At 73.0% G+C, this 16,829-nt stretch carries 16 protein-coding genes; 13 read left to right on the forward strand and 3 right to left on the reverse strand.

The genetic code is table 11. The annotated features are described in order from the left end of the window. The first annotated feature begins 4 nt into the window (after positions 1-4). The 10 genes from H295_RS0102440 to H295_RS0102485 all read left to right on the forward strand — a co-directional run bounded on the left by H295_RS0102440 (position 5) and on the right by H295_RS0102485 (position 10,697). Positions 5-1,372, forward strand: coding sequence for a PhoX family protein (locus H295_RS0102440; protein ID WP_020133757.1), 1,368 nt, complete (start codon positions 5-7; stop codon positions 1,370-1,372). Positions 1,373-1,453: 81 nt separating this feature from the next. Continuing rightward, entirely contained in the window at positions 1,454-2,323 is an 870-nt protein-coding gene (locus tag H295_RS0102445; protein WP_020133758.1) for a PPK2 family polyphosphate kinase, read from the forward strand. Between the two features lie 21 nt (positions 2,324-2,344). Then, on the forward strand, positions 2,345-3,862 hold the full coding sequence (locus H295_RS0102450) for an FAD-dependent oxidoreductase (RefSeq protein WP_020133759.1): 1,518 nt from the start codon (positions 2,345-2,347) through the stop codon (positions 3,860-3,862). Positions 3,863-3,923: 61 nt separating this feature from the next. Further along, a complete protein-coding gene (locus tag H295_RS0102455; RefSeq protein ID WP_028808985.1) occupies positions 3,924-4,745 on the forward strand; it encodes a polysaccharide deacetylase family protein in 822 nt (273 codons plus the stop codon). Between the two features lie 9 nt (positions 4,746-4,754). Further along, positions 4,755-4,934, forward strand: coding sequence for a hypothetical protein (locus H295_RS0102460; protein WP_020133761.1), 180 nt, complete (start codon positions 4,755-4,757; stop codon positions 4,932-4,934). Between the two features lie 16 nt (positions 4,935-4,950). Beyond that, a complete protein-coding gene (locus tag H295_RS0102465; RefSeq protein ID WP_020133762.1) occupies positions 4,951-5,667 on the forward strand; it encodes an aminoacyl-tRNA hydrolase in 717 nt (238 codons plus the stop codon). A gap of 138 nt (positions 5,668-5,805) precedes the next feature. After that, positions 5,806-7,158 (forward strand): DUF692 domain-containing protein, encoded by a 1,353-nt coding sequence (locus tag H295_RS0102470; RefSeq protein WP_020133763.1) that lies wholly within the window; start codon positions 5,806-5,808, stop codon positions 7,156-7,158. Positions 7,159-7,283: 125 nt separating this feature from the next. Beyond that, on the forward strand, positions 7,284-8,072 hold the full coding sequence (locus H295_RS0102475; protein WP_020133764.1) for a DUF4142 domain-containing protein: 789 nt from the start codon (positions 7,284-7,286) through the stop codon (positions 8,070-8,072). 100 nt (positions 8,073-8,172) lie between these two features. Beyond that, the gene (locus H295_RS0102480; protein ID WP_020133765.1) at positions 8,173-8,964 is read left to right on the forward strand and encodes a TIGR04222 domain-containing membrane protein; all 792 of its coding nucleotides are present in this window, start codon (positions 8,173-8,175) and stop codon (positions 8,962-8,964) included. Positions 8,965-9,080: 116 nt separating this feature from the next. Beyond that, on the forward strand, positions 9,081-10,697 hold the full coding sequence (locus tag H295_RS0102485; protein ID WP_020133766.1) for an alpha/beta hydrolase: 1,617 nt from the start codon (positions 9,081-9,083) through the stop codon (positions 10,695-10,697). Here the strand turns inward: H295_RS0102485 and hemQ are convergent, their stop codons facing one another. Together hemQ and hemG are read right to left on the reverse strand one after the other, a co-directional pair. Next, positions 10,698-11,429 carry a hydrogen peroxide-dependent heme synthase gene (gene hemQ, locus H295_RS0102490; protein ID WP_020133767.1) on the reverse strand — a complete coding sequence of 244 codons (732 nt, stop codon included), beginning with the start codon at positions 11,427-11,429 and terminating at the stop codon, positions 10,698-10,700. Positions 11,430-11,434: 5 nt separating this feature from the next. Further along, on the reverse strand, positions 11,435-12,874 hold the full coding sequence (hemG, locus tag H295_RS0102495) for a protoporphyrinogen oxidase (RefSeq protein WP_028808986.1): 1,440 nt from the start codon (positions 12,872-12,874) through the stop codon (positions 11,435-11,437). 156 nt (positions 12,875-13,030) lie between these two features. Here hemG and H295_RS0102500 point away from each other — a divergent pair, with 156 nt between their 5' ends. Next, positions 13,031-14,035 carry a DUF4349 domain-containing protein gene (locus H295_RS0102500; protein ID WP_020133769.1) on the forward strand — a complete coding sequence of 335 codons (1,005 nt, stop codon included), beginning with the start codon at positions 13,031-13,033 and terminating at the stop codon, positions 14,033-14,035. A gap of 55 nt (positions 14,036-14,090) precedes the next feature. Continuing rightward, complete coding sequence (locus tag H295_RS0102505) at positions 14,091-15,485, forward strand: FAD-dependent oxidoreductase (RefSeq protein WP_043216869.1); 1,395 nt, start codon at positions 14,091-14,093, stop codon at positions 15,483-15,485. A 54-nt stretch (positions 15,486-15,539) separates the two neighbouring features. Here H295_RS0102505 and H295_RS0102510 read toward each other — a convergent pair whose 3' ends face one another. Then, positions 15,540-15,866 carry a hypothetical protein gene (locus H295_RS0102510; protein ID WP_028808988.1) on the reverse strand — a complete coding sequence of 109 codons (327 nt, stop codon included), beginning with the start codon at positions 15,864-15,866 and terminating at the stop codon, positions 15,540-15,542. A gap of 135 nt (positions 15,867-16,001) precedes the next feature. Between H295_RS0102510 and H295_RS0102515 the strand changes: the two genes are divergently transcribed. Beyond that, positions 16,002-16,829, forward strand: coding sequence for a rhomboid family intramembrane serine protease (locus H295_RS0102515; RefSeq protein ID WP_020133772.1), 828 nt, complete (start codon positions 16,002-16,004; stop codon positions 16,827-16,829).

Here is a 16,829-nt window from a genome sequence, read left to right on the forward strand (position 1 = left end):
CGCCATGTCCGCAACACGACGTCAAGTCCTCGCCCGCTCAGGGGCCCTCGGGGTCGGCATCGCCTTCACCGGAGCCCTGTCCGAGCTCTTCGCGGGCACCGCCGCCGCCCAGTCCCTCGGCCACACCGGCTACGGCCCCCTCGTGCCCGACCCGAAGGGCCTGCTGGACCTGCCGAAAGGGTTCCGCTACCAGGTCCTCTCCCGCGAGGGCGACCAGCTGCGTTCGGGTGAGGGAAAGGTTCCTTCCAACCACGACGGCATGACCGCGCTGCCCGGCAGACACGGCCGGGTGCACCTGGTCCGCAACCACGAGAACCGCCCCACCGCGCCCCTCCAGGTCCCGACGGTCGAGGGCCTCACCTACGACCCGGCGGGCAAGGGCGGTTGTACGGCCCTCACGCTGGACTCCCGCAACAACGTGCTGTCGGAGCGGGTCGCCATCGCCGGCACCGCCGTCAACTGCGCGGGCGGGCCGACGCCTTGGGGCACCTGGCTGACCTGCGAGGAGACCGAGGACAAGGCCGGCACCAACGGCTACACCAAGGACCACGGCTTCATCTTCGAGGTGGACCCGGTCGACCCGCACCGCTCGGGCGCCGTACCGCTGACCGCGATGGGCCGCTTCCAGCACGAGGCGATCGCGATCGACCCGAAGCGCGGCATCGTCTACGAGACCGAGGACGCCTTCCTCAAGCCCTTCGGCCTCTTCTACCGGTTCCTGCCCGACCGGCCCGAGGGCGGCCCCGGTTCGCTTCGGGCGGGCGGCCGGCTCCAGGCGATGCGGGTGCCCGGCGTACCGGACCTGTCGGTGATCCAGGAGACCGGAGCCTGCTTCGAGGGCATCGAGTGGGTCGACGTACCGGACCCGCTGGCCATCGAGACACCCGTCAGGCTCCAGGACTTCGGCCCGAAGGGCATCACCCACGCCCAGAAGCTGGAGGGCTGCTACTGGGGCGGGACGTCCGTCTACTTCGTGTCGTCGTTCGCGCGCAGCGCCGACGGTTCGGCCGCCTCCCACTTCGGGCAGATCTGGCGCTACGACCCCTCGGCGCGCCGGCTCACCCTGGTGATCGTCTTCGGCCCGGACACCGACGTGCAGCTGCCCGGCGAGTCCCCGGACAACATCTGCCTGGCCCCCAGCGGCGGTCTGATGGTGTGCGAGGACGGCAACGGAGCCCAGCACGTCTTCGGCGTGACCCGGCACGGCGAGGTCTACGCGATGGCCCGCAACGCACAGAACATCGGCACGCCCGAGGCACCCGAGTGGGGCGAGTTCGCCGGCGTCACCTTCTCGCCCGACGGGCAGACGATGTACGTCAACTGCTACACGCCCGGGACGACCTTCGCGGTGACGGGGCCCTGGCGCAGGTAGCCGCCCCTCCGGGACGGCCGGCGCGCCCCGGTCCCCCGGCGCAGGACCGAGGGACCGGACCCGGACCGGAAGGGGTGTGCCATGTCCAGGAAGCGCTCGAAGGCCGGTGCGGACGTCTCCCTGCGTGAGTCGCTGCGCGTGCCGGGCGGCAAGGCGGTGGACCTGGCCTCCCACGACGCCCGGAGGACCCCGGCCGGCCCCGGGGACAAGAAGGCCGGCCGGGCCGCGATGACCAGGCTGGCCGATCCGCTGGCCGACCTTCAGGAACGGCTGTGGGCGGCGAGCACGGCGGGCGACCGGCGCCGGGTGCTGCTGGTGCTCCAGGGCATGGACACCAGCGGCAAGGGCGGCACGGTCAAGCACGTCATCGGCCTGTTCAACCCCTCCGGCTGCCGCATCCAGGCGTTCAAGGCACCCACGCCGAAGGAACGGGAGCACCCCTTCCTCTGGCGGGTCAAGAAGGTCCTGCCGCAGGCCGGTGAGCTGGGCATCTTCGACCGTTCCCACTACGAGGACGTGCTGATCGCCCGGGTGCGCGAACTCGCCCCGGCCGCCGAGATCGAGCGCCGCTACGACGAGATCAACCGCTTCGAGAAGGCGCTGAGCGACGACGGCGTCACCGTGATCAAGTGCTTCCTGCACATCTCGTACGAAGAACAGCGCGACCGCCTCCTCAAGCGTCTCGACCGCCCGCACAAGCACTGGAAGTTCAACGTCTCGGACATCGACGAGCGCGCCCTGTGGCCGGCCTACCAGCGGGCGTACGAGATCGCCCTGGAGCGCTGCTCGACCCGGCACGCGCCCTGGTACCTGGTGCCGGCCGACCGCAAGTGGTACCGCAACTGGGCGGTCAGCCGTCTTCTCCTGGAGCACCTGTCCGAGCTGGACCCGCAGTACCCGAAGGCGGACTTCGATGTGGCGGAGGCCCGCAGGCGGCTGCTGGAAGAGTGAATCCCTGGGTACTCGGCCCGCATGACCGAGAACCGGCACGTCAAGGGCTCGTACTGGCTGGAGACGGCACCCGGTGGCCCCCTGCCGCCACTGACCGGGGACCTCGACGTCGACGTGGCCGTGATCGGCGCCGGCATCGCCGGGCTGAGCACGGCCTGGGAGCTGACGCAGGCGGGGCTGCGGGTGGCCGTACTGGAGGCCGGGCGGGTGGCGGCCGGGGTCACCGGGCACACCACCGCCAAGCTCACCGCCCTGCACACCCTGGTCTACGACAAGCTGCGCCGCACCCGTGGCCCGGAGGGGGCCCGGCTGTACGCGCGCTCGCAGGGCGAGGCGGTCGAACGGGCCGCCGAGATCGCGCGGGAGCTGGGCGTGGACTGCGACTGGGAGCGGCGCAGCGCCTACACCTATGTCGGTGACGAGGGCCGGGTCGAGGAACTGCGGGCCGAGGCGGAGGCCGCCCGGGAGGCGGGGCTGCGGGCGTCGTTCGTGACGGAGACCGGGCTGCCGTTCCCGGTGGCGGGAGCGGTGCGGGTCGAGGATCAGGCGCAGTTCCATCCGCGCAAGTACCTGTTGGCCCTGGTCGAGGACCTGCTGGCATCCGGCGCGGCGGTCCACGAGCACACCGTCGTCGTCGGTCTCGACGAGGGCGAGCCGTGCCGGCTGACGACGGACACCCGGGCGACGGTGACGGCGCGGGACGTCGTGGTCGCCACCCACTACCCGATCTTCGACCGGGCCCTGCTGTTCACCCGGCTCTCCCCGCGCCGCGAGCTGGTGGTCGCCGGGACGATCGGGCGGGAGCGGGATCCGGACGGCATGTTCATCACGCCGGACGAGGGCACCCGCTCGGTGCGGACGGCTCCCTGGGACGAGGACCGGCGGCTGCTCATCGTCACCGGCGAGCACTTCACGCCCGGCACCGGGGACACCCGGGCCCGCTTCGACGACCTCTCGGCCTGGGCCGCCCGGCACTTCCCCGGCGTCGAGTTCACCCACGCCTGGGCCACCCAGGACAACGACCCCACGGACACGGTGCCGCTCGTCGGCCCGCTGCACCCGGGCGCCCGGCACACCTATGTCGCCACCGGGTTCGGCGGCTGGGGCATGAGCGGCGGCGTCATGGCGGGCCGCCTGCTCACGGCGCAGATCACCGGCGAGGAGTGCGCGTGGAGCGAGCTGTACGACCCCCGTCGGCTGCGCTCGCAGGTCCGCGAGGCCCCGTCCTTCCTCAAGCACCAGGCTCAGGTCGCCCGGCACTTCGTCGGCGACCGGCTGCGCCCCTCCCCGCCGCTGGAGTCCCTGCCGCCCGGCGAGGGTGCGGTGGTCCGCGTGAACGGTGACCGGGTAGCGGTCTACCGCGACGACGAGGGCGCCCTGCACGCGGTCTCGCCGCGCTGCACGCACATGGGCTGCCTGGTCGCCTTCAACGGCGCCGAGGACGCCTGGGAATGCCCCTGCCACGGCTCCCGCTTCGACACCGACGGCAAGGTGATCCAGGGCCCGGCGACCAAGCCGCTGGAGCAGCGGGACATCTGAGCGGGTGATGCCCCGGCCGGGGCTGAGACGACAAGAAGACGGTTCGCCCTATTTTCGTACGATGATCACTCTTGTACGACGCGTGACGGCCGCCTGTCTTCTCGGCACCGCTCTCACGGCCTGTGCCCCCACCGTCCACCCGGCGTCCCGGGTGGCACGGCCGGCCCCCTCGGCGACCGCCGCGCCGCCCACCCTCGCCCCGGGCCCGGGCGGGCTGACCCCCGTCTTCAGGAACGGGTCCCGGGCGCTCGGGCGGACGGTCGCGCTCACCTTCGACGCCGACATGACCGCGGACCAGGGGGCGCGGGCGGCGGCGGGCGAGCACTTCGACAATCCGGGGCTGATCTCGGCGCTGCGGGCGCTGAAGGTGCCGGCCACCGTGTTCATGACCGGGCGGTGGGCCGAGGAGTACCCGGACCAGGCACGTTCCATCGGGCGCGATCCGCTCTTCGAGGTGGCCAACCACTCCTACAGCCACTACGCCTTCACCGCCGACTGCTACGGGCTGCCGACGGTGCCGGCGGACCGGATGCGGGCGGACGTGGAGCGGGCGTACACGGCGTTCCGGAAGGCCGGGGTGCCGGACGCGCGGCCGTACTTCCGCTTCCCCGGCGGCTGCTACGACCGGCGGGCCCTCCAGGAGCTCACCCCGGCCGGGGTGACCGCCGTCCAGTGGGACGTGGTGAGCGGCGACGCGTTCGCGACGGACGCGGAGGCGGTCGCCCGGCAGGTGCTGGAGGGGGTGCGGCCGGGGTCGGTCGTGGTCATGCACTGCACGCGCAGTGCGGCGCCGACGACGGAACGGGTGGTGCGGGAGGTGGTGCCCCGGCTGCGGGCGCGGGGCTTTCGGTTCATGAAGGTGTCCCAGCTGATCGGGTCCTAGGCTGGAGGCATGAGCGAGGACTACTGCACCATCGGCGCCGTGCCGAGGCCGCCGGTCGCCGAGGGGCCGCCGTACGCGGACTGCGTGCTGTGCCGCGAGCCCACGGAGTACCCGGAGTCGTACAAGGGGATCACCCTGTGCCCGGTCTGCGAGTGGCAGGAGGCTCAGCGGACGGCCTGCTCCGGGTGAGCTTTAGGGTTGTCCGGTGAGCAACGACGTGACGCCCTCCACCGACAGCCCCTTCCGCACCGAGCCGACCGCCCGCGACCAGGCGCCGCAGTTCGTGCTGCCGCTGGTCGTCCGGATCGAGAAGGCGGCCCCGCCCGCTCGCACCGACGCCCTGGAGACGGCCGCCCGGGCCGTTCTCGTCATGCTCGCCGACGAGCGTTCCGTGCGTGACGGCGAGTGGGCCGAGGCCATGCGGGACTGGCAGGATGCCCGGATCCGCAAGGTCGTCCGGCGGGCCCGCGGGGCCGAGTGGCGGCGGGCCGAGGCGCTGCCCGGGATCACGGTGACGGGGAAGTCCGCCGAGGTGCGGGTGTTCCCGCCGGTGCCGCTCGACGGCTGGCCCAAGGAGCTGGCCAGGCTCCAGGTCTCCGGTACCGATCTCGACGACCCCGAGCCGCCGGCCGAGGCGGACACGGCCGCCCCCGTGCTGTGGCTCAACCCGGATCTCGACATGTCGGCCGGCAAGGCGATGGCCCAGGCCGGTCACGGCGCCCAACTGGCCTGGTGGGAGCTGTCGGACGAGGAGAAGGCCGACTGGCGGGACGCCGGGTTCCCGCTCGCCGTGCGCACCGCGGACCCCGGCCGCTGGGGCGAACTGACCACCAGCGGGCTGCCGTTGGTCCGTGACGCCGGTTTCACCGAGATCGCGCCGGGCAGCTGCACGGTGGTCGCCGATCATCCGGCGCTGCGGTGACGTACGGGGCCGCTGTTCCCGAACCTCAAATGTTGCTCTGAAGGTCCCCGTGCCACGGTTCGGACCGGGCACCCGGGGCCATACCTCCGTCACGCCGCCCGGACGGCGGCCGGAGCGGGCGGAGGAGGGGGACGGACCATGGAGCGACTGGGCACGGGGATCGGGTGGCGGCCGGAGATCGCGGACGCCGTGGAGGGTATGCCGGGCATCGACTGGGTCGAGGTCGTGGCCGAGAACGTCTGCCCCGGGCATCTCCCCGAGTCGCTGCGGCGGCTGCGTGCGCGCGGGGTCACGGTGATCCCGCACGGCGTCTCCCTCGGCCTCGGCGGGGCGGAGCGGCCCGACGCCGGGCGGCTGGCCGCGCTCGCCGAACGGGTCGGGGCACTGGGGGCGCCGCTGGTCACCGAGCACATCGCGTTCGTCCGGGCGGGCGGCCCGCTGACCGCCTCCCCGCGCCTGGAGGCCGGGCACCTGCTGCCCGTCCCCCGCACCCGGGACGCCCTCGACGTGCTGTGCGAGAACATCCGCATCGCCCAGGACGCGCTGCCGGTGCCGCTCGCGGTCGAGAACATCGCCGCGCTGATCTCCTGGCCCGGCGAGGAGATGACCGAGGGGCAGTTCCTGTACGACCTCGCCGACCGGACCGGGGTGCGGCTGCTGATCGACGTGGCCAACCTGCACACCAACCACGTCAACCGCGCCGAGGACCCGGCCGAGGCGCTCGCCGAACTCCCCCTGGAGGCCCTCGCGTACGTCCATGTCGCGGGCGGGTTCGAGCGCGACGGGGTGTGGCACGACAGCCACGCCCACCCGGTTCCGCGACCGGTCCTCGACATCCTCACCGACCTCGCGTCCCGGGTCTCGCCTCCGGGGGTGCTGCTGGAGCGGGACGAGAACTTCCCCGGACCGGGCGAGCTGGAAGGGGAGTTGAGGGCGATCCGGGACGCCGTGGAGAAGGGGGGCGGCGGTGATGCCGGGCGCGCCGGTGCGGGGCGGGCGAGGATTTCGCAGGGGCCGCCCAGCGGTACGGGGCGCTCCGCGTCCTCGAAGGAGTCGGCCGGTGCTCCGGCCGAAGCCGTCCGGCAGCGGCTCGCCCTCGCTCAGACCGCGCTGTTGTCCGCGCTGGTGGCGGGGACTCCGGCCCCGGAGGGCTTCGACCGGGTGCGGCTCGGGGTGCAGGCGCGGGCGCTCGCGGGGAAGCGGGCGGACGTGGTGGCCAAGGTGGCGCCGGAGCTGCCGTTGATCCTGGGGTCCGGCTACCGGCCGGCGTTCCTGGCGTACGCCCAGGGGTCGCCGATGACGGACGGGTACCGGCGGGACGCGTTGACCTTCGCCGAGCACCTGTTGTTCGGCGGCGGCGCGTTGGCGGAGGCCAGAACGCGGCGTCAGGTGCGGGAGTGGTGGGTGGAGCGGTCGGGGCCCGCGCCGAGGTCCCGCAGGCCCGCTGTCCGGCTGGCCCGGGCCACGCGCAAGGTGTTGCTGCGGCGCTGAGGGGGCCGCCCCGCGTCCCGTGGCCGGCGCCCGTGGGACGCTCGGCCGTCGGTGTTGACCCGACGGTAATATGTGCACCCCGCACCTGAAACGTACTAGCGTGCGGTGCCGTAACAGGAGGCACCATGCGAGCGCGACCACGGCCGCCACTCCAGGGCCGAGGCATCTTCACCGGCACCGGAGTCATCATCGCCGGGCTGACGGCGACCCTCGTGGCGATCCTCGTCCCGATCTGGTCCTACGCCGACCGCTCGGACACGGGACTGAGCCTGCTCAAGGCCGGGACCGTGACGACCCCGTACGGCCCGCTCTCCGCACTGGACCGGGACTTCGTCACCAAGGTGCGGCTGGCCGGGCTCTGGGAACTGCCCGCGGGTCAGCAGGCGGAGCAGAAGGGCACGACGCAGGCCGTGCGGACGGCCGGTGAGCACCTCGTGGCGGGCCACACCTTCCTGGACGCCCGGGTGCGGGACGTGGCGGCGAAGCTCGGGCTCGCCCTGCCCAACGAGCCGAACGACCAGCAGAAGCAGTGGCTCGCGACGCTGGACCAGGCCCAGGGCGTCGACTACGACCGCCAGTTCGCCAACATCCTGCGCCTCGCGCACGGCAGGGTCTTCTCGGTCGTCGCCGAGGTCCGCGCGAGCACGCAGAACTCCCTGGTCCGCGCCCTGGCCGACGACGCCAACACCACGGTCCTCGACCACATCAAGGTCCTGGAGGCCACCGGGTACGTCGACTTCGCCGCCCTGGCCCAGGAACTGGCCGGCGACAGCGCGCCGCCCCTCGTCAACTCGCCCGCGCCGCCCGGTCCGACGACCGACCCGGGCGTGGTCGTGCCGGTCACCCCGTCGCCGTACGCGACGACGTACTCGCTCCCCCCGGCCGCCTCCAGCCCGGCCCCCGCCCCTTCCTAGGCCGCTTCCGGACAAACGGAACGTCACACACCGACAACACTCCGTCCGGATCGTGAACAGCCCATGGCGCAGTCGCGAGCCTTTGGCATAGAAACGCGGCATGTTCTGGGTTCTTCTCCTGCTGCTGGCCTGGGCCGTCACCGGCACCGCCTGCACGCGGCTGTGCCTGGCCGCCGTGCACGCGGCGGCCGCGGACGCGGATGCCCGGGAGCACGATCTGACGCTGTACGAGGCCGCGTTCCTGTCCGGCGGCCCGCGACGGGTCGCCGATCTGACACTGGTCTCGATGGCCCGGCAGCGACGGCTGCTGCTGGCCCGCACCGGCTGGGCGACCGTCGTCGATCCGCGGGGCCGGGACGAGATGGAGCGCACGGTCCTCGGCGCCATCGGACCGGAGGGACAGTGCCGGATCGCGCCGGTGCGCGCCGGTGCGGCCGCGGCGGACGCCGTGCGCGGGCTCGGTGACCGGCTCGTGGACGCGGGTCTCGCCGTGCCCGCCGGCGCCCGGTCCGGCATCGCGGCGGCGGTGCGCCAGGTGCAGTCGGCCTCGGTGGCCGTGGTCGCGCTGGGCGTGATCGCCCTGCTGGCGCCCGCCCCGTCGGAGATGCCGCGGCACCTGGTCGCCCTCTGGTTCGCGCTGCCGCTCGCGCTGAGCCTGAGCTGCCTGGCCATCGCGAGGATCGAGGTCCACCCGTACTCGCGCTGGGCCTCCCCTGCGGGCCAGCGGTTGCTCGGCGCCCTGAGCCGGGGCACCGGCGGCACGGACGAGCGGACCTATCTCACCTCCGTCGCGGTGCGGGGCATCAGCGCGGTCGGCGAACCCGATCTGCGCGCCGCCTTCGCCCACCGTGAGCAGCGGCACGACGGGTGGGACACGGACCCGCGCGACTGAGCGCGCCCGGGGGCGCACGGAGGCATTGGGGCCGACACCGGCGGGGCGGTGCTTGCCTTCCACCACAGCCGAACCAAACATCCCTTTTGTCGCTGCCGCGCACCGAAGGGATACCGATGAGAGCTCCCGCCCTCTACACGGCCGCCGGGTCCTTGCTGTTGACCACGCTCGCCGCCGCGCCGGCCGGGAGCGCACCGGCCGCCCCGGGCGCCGCGGAGCTGTACGGGACCACGGTCGCCGCCGCGCGCGCCGGGACGGCCGGGATCCGCTTCGGGGCCTGCCCCGCGGTGGAGGATCTGCCCGATGGTGTCCAGTGCGGCACGGTCACGGTCCCGCTCGACTACGCGCACCCCGACGGCACACAGATCAGACTGACCGTCAGCCGGGTCCGCGCCACCCACAAGGACCCGCACAACAGCAAGCGCCGGGTGCCCCGGCAGGGCGCCCTGGTCTACAACCCCGGTGGTCCCGGCGCCTCCGGCATGTACTTCCCGCTGATCGGCGCCCTGCCCGAGTGGAAGGGGCTCGCGGCGGCCTACGACCTCGTCGGCTACGCCCCGCGCGGAGTGGGCCGTTCGGCGCCGCTGTCCTGCAAGGACCCCAAGCAGTTCTTCCACGCGCCCACGCAGGCGCCGACGCACCCCTCGGAGTCGTACAAGAAGGAACGCGTCGCGCAGGCGAAGGCATACGCGCGCGGGTGCGCCCGGCGGACGGGCCCCGCCCTTCGGCACTACACCTCGCTCAACAACGCCCGTGACCTGGACGTGCTGCGGGCCGCGCTGGGCGAGCCGAGGCTGACGTTCATGGGGGCGTCCTACGGGACCTACTTCGGCGCGCTGTACGCGACCCTCTTCCCCTCACATGTGCGGCGGATGGTGTTCGACGCGGCGGTGAACCCGGACCCGGAACAGGTCTGGTACCGCAACAACCTGGACCAGTCGGCCGCGTTCGAGGACCGCTGGGCCGACTTCCGGGAGTGGGCCGCCAAGCACGACGACGTGTACGGGCTCGGGGACACCGCGGACAAGGTGCTGCTCAGCTACGAGAAGGCGGCCGCGCGACTGGCCGCGGAACCGGCCGGGGGCACGGTGGGCCCGGGGCAGCTCCAGGGGGCGTTCCTGTCGGTCGGGTACTACGACGACTTCTGGCCGCACCGGGCGCAGGCGCTGTCCGCCTACCTCAAGGGTGACCCGAAGCCGCTGATCCAGCAGGCGGGCCCGCACCAGGAGGCGGCGAAGGAGGCGGAGAACTCCCACGCCGTCTACACGGCCGTCGAGTGCAACGACGCGTCCTGGCCGACCGACTGGAAGGTGTGGGACCGGGACAACACCCGGCTCGCCCGGGTGGCGCCGTTCGAGACGTGGGACAACGTCTGGACGAATCTTCCCTGCGCCTACTGGCCGACGGCCCGGCAGGAGCCGCTGGACGTGCGGACCGGACCCGCGGAGCTGCCGACGACGCTGATCCTCGCCGCCGAGCGGGATGCCGCCGCGCCCTACGAGGGGGCACTGGAGCTGCACCGGCGACTGTCGGGGTCGGTGCTGGTGACCGAGCGGGACGCGGGCACCCACGGCATCGCGGGCGGCCCGAACCCCTGCGTCAACGGCTACCTGAACGCCTATCTGCTGGAGGGCCGCCTCCCGGTGCGGCGCGCCGCGTGCGCCCCGCACCCGGAGCCTCAGCCGAAGCCGACGGCCAGCGCCCGGAAGGCCGCCGGCAAGCCGACTCGCTGATCAGGCGAGGCCCGCCACGAGGTCGCCGAGGTCCTTGCGGCGGCCCGTGTAGAACGGGACCTCCTCGCGGACGTGCATACGGGCCTCCGAGGCACGCAGATGGCGCATGAGGTCGACGATGCGGTACAGCTCGTCGGCCTCGAACGCCAGGATCCACTCGTAGTCGCCGAGCGAGAACGACGCGACGGTGTTGGCGCGGACGTCGGGGTAGCCACGGGCCATCTTGCCGTGGTCGGCGAGCATGCGGCGGCGGTCCTCGTCGGGCAGGAGGTACCAGTCGTACGACCGCACGAACGGGTACACGCTGACGTAGTCGCGCGGGTTCTCGTCGGCCAGGAACGCCGGGATGTGGGAGCGGTTGAACTCGGCGGGGCGGTGCAGCGCCATGTTCGACCACACCGGCTCCAGGGCACGGCCCAGCCGGGTGCGGCGGAAGAGGTTGTACGCCTCCTGCAGCTGGTCGCTGGTCTCCGCGTGCCACCAGATCATGACGTCGGCGTCGGCCCGCAGCCCGGACACGTCGTAGGTGCCGCGGATCGTGACGTCCTTGGCGGCGAGCTGGTCGAACAGCTCCTGGACCTCGTCGGCGTAGCCGGTGCGGTCCTCGGGGAGCACGTCCTTCAGCTTGAAGACGGACCAGAGCGTGTAACGGATGACCTCGTTGAGGTCCTTGGCCAGCTTGCCCTTGTTCGGGACCCTGCCGGACTCGGGGGTGGGGGCGTCGTTGCTCATGGGCCCTATTCTCCCGCTCCCCCGTGCAGGCTCTGCACCGGGTTGGCGGTGAGCTCCCGCACGGCGGTCAGGTCGCCCTCGATCTGGTCCGCGGCGGCGTGCGCGCTCGCGATGCAGCCGGGGATGCCGACGCCGTCGTACTGCGCGCCGCACACCGCGAGAGAAGGCAGCTTGGCGAGGTGCTCCCGGATGCGGGCCACGCGCGCGTGGTGCCCGACCGGGTACTGGGGCAGGCCGTCGGTCCAGCGGGTGACGCGGGACTCCAGGGGGGTGGCGTCGAGGCCGGTCGCCTCGCGCAGGTCATGGCGGGAGACGTCCACCAGCCCGGCGTCGTCGCGCTCCAGGATCCGCGTCTCGCCGTAGCGGCCGACGGAGGTGCGCAGGACGACGAGGTCGGGGTTCTCGTCGGCGATCCAGCCCCACTTCTGGGAGGCGAAGGTGGAGGCCTTGATGGTGCGGCCGTCGACCGGCGGGACGAGGAAGCCGCTGCCCGCGGGCAGGTCGGTGTCGGAGCGGCGGTAGGCGAGGGTGACCAGGGCCATGGAGGCGTACTCGATGCCGCCGAGCTCGCCGGCGGCCTCGGGTGCCTCGGCCCGCAGGAGGGCCGCGGCGGCCGGGGCGGGGGCGGCGACGATCACCGCGTCGGCGTGCAGGACCCGGTCCCCGGCGACGACCCGCCAGCCGCCGGACGCCTCGCGGCGCAGTTCGGTCACCGGGGCTCCGGTGACGATCTCGCCGCCGCGCGCGCGGACCGCGTCGGCGACGGCGAGCGGGAGGGTGCCGACGCCGCCCTCGATGCCCATGAAGACGGGCCCCGTCTGCTGATGGGCGGCCATCCTGGCCTGGATCTCGCGGACGCCCTCGGTGAGCGAGGTGTGGGTCTTCGCGACCTGGAAGAGCTGCGGGACCGCGGAGCGCATGGAGATGCGGTACGCGTCGCCCGCGTAGACCCCGCCCAGCAGGGGCTCGATGAGACGGTCGACGACCTCGCGGCCCAGGCGCGCCGCCACGTACTCCCCGACCGCCACGTCGTCGCCGACCTCGGTGCGGGGCAGTTCCGCGTCCTGCGCGATGCGGGCCACGCCCTCGTCGGACAGCACTCCGGCGAGGGCGTCGGCGGTGCCGGGGACGCCCATGACATGGCCCTTGGGCATGGGGCGCAGGGCGCCCCGGGTCCAGATCGAGGCGGTCGAGGTGGCCGGGGGCTGGAGGCGGTCGGCGAGACCCACCTCCTCGGCGAGGGCCACCGCTTCCGGCCTGCGCGCCAGCATCGACTCCGCGCCGAGGTCCACCCGCGCGCCGGCGATCTCTCCGGCCAGCAGCTTGCCGCCCACCCGGTCGGACGCCTCGAGGACGGTGACGCGCGCGCCGCGCCGGGCCAGCCGGTGCGCCGCGGCCAGTCCCGCGATGCCTGCTCCGACGACGACCACCTGTGATCCGTTCATGGCCCCAGCGTCTCAGACCCCACTGACAGCCCGTCGGCGGCCCGGTGTCCTTCACGAGTCCTGACCGTGACCGCATCGGGACCGGCGGGGTCCAACGTTTGTGGCCCTTGCGGCGTCGAAGGACCGTCAGCTGTTCACGACCCTCGGGGGACGCTCATGCCCACACCACGTTCACGCCGTTCACGAAGCTCCGCGGGCCGCGGCCGGGCCCTGGCCGGGGTCCTGCTGGTGGGCGCTCTGGCGCTGGCCGGGTGCAGCGCGGGCGACGACAAGGGCGCCGACTCCAGCAGCGCCGAACGGGCCGACGCACCGCAGGCCCAGTCCCGGGCCGGGAGCAGCGGGGCCGGTGCCGAGGACGCCGCGAGCGGCAAGCGGGCCACTTCCGCGCCCAAGGTCGGCGCGAACCACATCATCCGCACCGCCTCGCTGACCGTGCAGGTCAAGAACGTGCCGAAGGCCCTGGACGCGGCCCGGACCACCACCGAGAACGCGGGCGGGTTCGTCGGCAAGGAGTCCACGACACGGGACGAGGAGGGGCACGAGCAGACGCAGGTGGTGCTGCGGGTGCCCGTCGAGAAGTACGACGAGGTCCTCGCCGACCTCCAGGGCGCGGGCAAGCTGCTGGAGCGCACCGCGAACGCGCAGGACGTCACCGACCAGGTCGTCGACGTGGACAGCCGGATCGCGACCCAGCGCGCGAGCGTGGCGCGGATCCGTGAGCTGATGGACAAGGCGACCAAACTGAGTGACGTGGTCACCCTGGAGGGCGAACTCAGCACCCGCGAGGCCGACCTGGAGTCGCTGCTCGCCCGCCAGGCGTCCCTGAAGGACCGCACCACGCTGGCCACCATCACGCTGTCGCTGGCCGAGAAGCCGGTCGTGAAGGCCGAGAAGGACGACGACCCGGGCGTCGCCGACGCGCTGGCGGGCGGCTGGGACGCGTTCGTGACCATGCTGCGCTGGATCGTGATGGCGCTGGCCGCGGTGCTGCCGTTCCTGGTGGGACTCGCCCTGGTCGTGCTCGTCTGGCTGCGCCTGATCCGCCCCCGCCTCCCCCGCCGCCCGGCCCCGACCGGCGCCCCGGCCACCCTGGGCCCCCTGCCGACGGCCCGCCCGGTCCCGGACCCGGACGTCCCGCAGGAGCGAGGCGGGAAGGACTGATGCCCGGGGGCGGGGCGCCCGAGCCTGAAATGCCCCGCCCTCGTAGCGTGTTCGCATGGACATGAGTCGTGTGCGGGACGTGCGGGAACGTCTGGTCGTGGTCGGTGGGGACGCCGCGGGGATGTCCGCCGCGTCCCAGGCCCGTCGGATGAAAGGCCCCGACGAGCTGGAGATCGTGGCGTTCGAGCGGGGTCACTTCACCTCCTACTCTGCGTGCGGCATCCCGTACTGGGTGGGCGGGGACGTCGAGGAGCGGGACCAGTTGATCGCCCGCACGCCGGAGGAGCACCGGGCCCGCGGCATCGACCTGCGGCTGCGCACCGAGGTCATCGCGATCGACGTGGACCGGCAGCGGGTACGCGCGCGTGACCTCGAATCGGGGGACGAGTCCTGGACGTCGTACGACAAGCTCGTGATCGCGACCGGTGCCCGGCCGATCCGGCCCGAGATGCCCGGGGTCGACGCGGCCGGTGTGCACGGGGTGCAGACCCTCGACGACGGCCAGGCGCTCATCGACACGCTGGCACGCACGCGTGGCCGCAGGGCGGTGGTGGTCGGCGCCGGGTACATCGGCGTGGAGATGGCCGAGGCGCTCATCAACCGGGGCTACGAGGTGACGGTCGTCAACCGGGGCAGTGAGCCCATGTCCACGCTCGACCCGGACATGGGGCGCCTGGTGCACAAGGCGATGGAGGGCCTCGGCATCACCATGGTGAACGACGCCGAGGTGACCAAGGTGCTCACCGGCGAGGACGGCCGGGTGAGGGCCGTGGTCACCGAGGACGCCGAGTACCCGGCGGACGTGGTGGTGCTCGGCGTCGGCGTACGCCCCGAGACGGCCCTCGCGAAGGCGGCCGGACTGCCGCTGGGCGCTCACGGCGGTCTGCTGACCGACCTCGGGATGCGGGTGCGCGGCCACGAGAACATCTGGGCGGGCGGCGACTGCGTGGAGGTTCTCGACCTGGTCTCCGGGCAGGAGCGGCACATCGCGCTCGGCACGCACGCCAACAAGCACGGCCAGATCATCGGGATGAACGTGGGCGGCGGTTACGCCACCTTCCCCGGGGTCGTCGGCACCGCCGTCAGCAAGGTCTGCGACCTGGAGATCGCCAGGACCGGGCTGCGCGAGAAGGACGCCCGTCGGGTGGGCCTGCGGTTCGAGTCGGTCACGATCGAGTCCACGAGCCGGGCCGGGTACTACCCGGGCGCCTCCCCCATGACGGTGAAGATGCTCGCCGAGCGCCGCACGGGGCGGCTGCTCGGCGTGCAGATCGTCGGGAGGGAGGGCGCAGGCAAGCGGGTCGACATCGCCGCGGTGGCCCTGACGGCGGGGATGACGGTGGAGCAGATGACGGCCCTGGACCTGGGGTACGCGCCGCCGTTCAGCCCGGTGTGGGACCCGGTTCTGGTGGCGGCCAGGAAGGCCGCCGCGAAGGTGCGGGGCTCCTGAGGGCTGCCGCGGCCCCTGGGGCTGCCCCTCGGCCCCAGGGAGGCTGCCCGACGGCTAGGCCGTCCCGTTGATCCGCTCGATGGCCTGCCGGGCCTGGTCGGCGGGCGGCCGGGGCGGCAGCGCCGAGACGGAGGCACTCGTACTGGCGGGCATCGCGGCCGGCTGCTCGCCCGCGGGCTTGGCGTGGGCCGCCGGCCGCGTGGTCCTGAGCCGGTTGCTCACCGCCTCGTCGAGCGTCACCGGACGCTGCATCTGGGACGCCAGCCTCCCGGCCTCCTGACCGAGCCTGGCCACGTCCTCCCACGGCAGTCGCACCACCAGCGACAGTTCGGCCTCACCGTCGGGAAGCGCGTGCATCGGAGGAGTAATACGGTCGTTCATCGCCTGTTCCTCACGTAGTCCCCGCGGCCCGCCTTCCCCGTGCCACGGGCGGTTGAGGAGTCATACGCACGCGTGCGTGCGGGTGTTCACCGGCCCGCCCCGATTCGCCGGACACATCGGGGGCAGTACTTTCTTGTGGTCATCCCCGTCCATGACGTGAATCCCGTGCGCCGCACCCCCGTGGTGACGTATGCGCTCATCGCCGCGAACGTCCTCGTGTTCCTCTTCACGCCCGGCCTGGCCGGCTCCGTGGCGGGCGACAGCAGCGTGGCGCAGCTGTGCCATCTCCAGGCGTTCCTGGACCACTGGGCGGCCGTCCCGCAGGAGTTGATCCACCATCAGATGCCGAGGCTCGTCCCCACGGGTGAGGTCGGCACCAACGCACAGGGCACGACGGGCTGTGTGGTGGCCCCGCCGGGCTACGACAAGTCCCCGGCACTGTCGGTCCTGACCGCGATGTTCCTGCACGGCGGCTGGCTGCACCTGCTGGGCAACATGCTGTTCCTGCTGATCTTCGGCAACAACGTCGAGGACCGCATGGGGCATGTGCGCTTCGCGCTCTTCTACGTCGTCTGCGGTTACGCGGCCTCGTACGGCTTCGCGGTCCTCAACGCGGACTCGTCCGACCCGCTGATCGGCGCCTCGGGGGCCATCGCCGGGGTCCTGGGCGCCTATCTGGTGCTGTACCCGAAGGCCAGGGTGTGGGTCCTGGTGCCCTTCCTGGTCTTCCTGCCGCTGAGACTGCCGGCCTGGCTGGTGCTGGGGTTCTGGTTCGTGCTCCAGGCGTTCTACTCGTCGGGCGAGGGCGTCTCCACCGCGGGCACGGTCGCGTACGCGGCCCACGTGGTCGGTTTCCTCGCCGGGATGCTGCTCGCCTGGCCGCTGAAGGCCGGCACTCCCCCGCCGCCGGAGCCGCGCGGCCTGCTGTTCGGCAGGAGGGCGCGGCCCCGGCACACGTGGTGA

The sequence above is a fragment of the Streptomyces sp. 351MFTsu5.1 genome, assembly GCF_000383655.1.
Lineage (GTDB): Bacteria > Actinomycetota > Actinomycetes > Streptomycetales > Streptomycetaceae > Streptomyces > Streptomyces griseorubiginosus.

Coding starts and splice junctions, on each gene's coding strand:
- H295_RS0102440 (WP_020133757.1), top strand. CDS start 5: ATGTCCGCAACACGACGTCAAGTCCTCGCCCGCTCAGGGGCCCTCGGG.
- H295_RS0102445 (WP_020133758.1), top strand. CDS start 1,454: ATGTCCAGGAAGCGCTCGAAGGCCGGTGCGGACGTCTCCCTGCGTGAG.
- H295_RS0102450 (WP_020133759.1), top strand. CDS start 2,345: ATGACCGAGAACCGGCACGTCAAGGGCTCGTACTGGCTGGAGACGGCA.
- H295_RS0102455 (WP_028808985.1), top strand. CDS start 3,924: ATGATCACTCTTGTACGACGCGTGACGGCCGCCTGTCTTCTCGGCACC.
- H295_RS0102460 (WP_020133761.1), top strand. CDS start 4,755: ATGAGCGAGGACTACTGCACCATCGGCGCCGTGCCGAGGCCGCCGGTC.
- H295_RS0102470 (WP_020133763.1), top strand. CDS start 5,806: ATGGAGCGACTGGGCACGGGGATCGGGTGGCGGCCGGAGATCGCGGAC.
- H295_RS0102475 (WP_020133764.1), top strand. CDS start 7,284: ATGCGAGCGCGACCACGGCCGCCACTCCAGGGCCGAGGCATCTTCACC.
- H295_RS0102480 (WP_020133765.1), top strand. CDS start 8,173: ATGTTCTGGGTTCTTCTCCTGCTGCTGGCCTGGGCCGTCACCGGCACC.
- H295_RS0102485 (WP_020133766.1), top strand. CDS start 9,081: ATGAGAGCTCCCGCCCTCTACACGGCCGCCGGGTCCTTGCTGTTGACC.
- hemQ (WP_020133767.1), bottom strand. CDS start 11,429: ATGAGCAACGACGCCCCCACCCCCGAGTCCGGCAGGGTCCCGAACAAG.
- hemG (WP_028808986.1), bottom strand. CDS start 12,874: ATGAACGGATCACAGGTGGTCGTCGTCGGAGCAGGCATCGCGGGACTG.
- H295_RS0102500 (WP_020133769.1), top strand. CDS start 13,031: ATGCCCACACCACGTTCACGCCGTTCACGAAGCTCCGCGGGCCGCGGC.
- H295_RS0102505 (WP_043216869.1), top strand. CDS start 14,091: ATGGACATGAGTCGTGTGCGGGACGTGCGGGAACGTCTGGTCGTGGTC.
- H295_RS0102510 (WP_028808988.1), bottom strand. CDS start 15,866: ATGAACGACCGTATTACTCCTCCGATGCACGCGCTTCCCGACGGTGAG.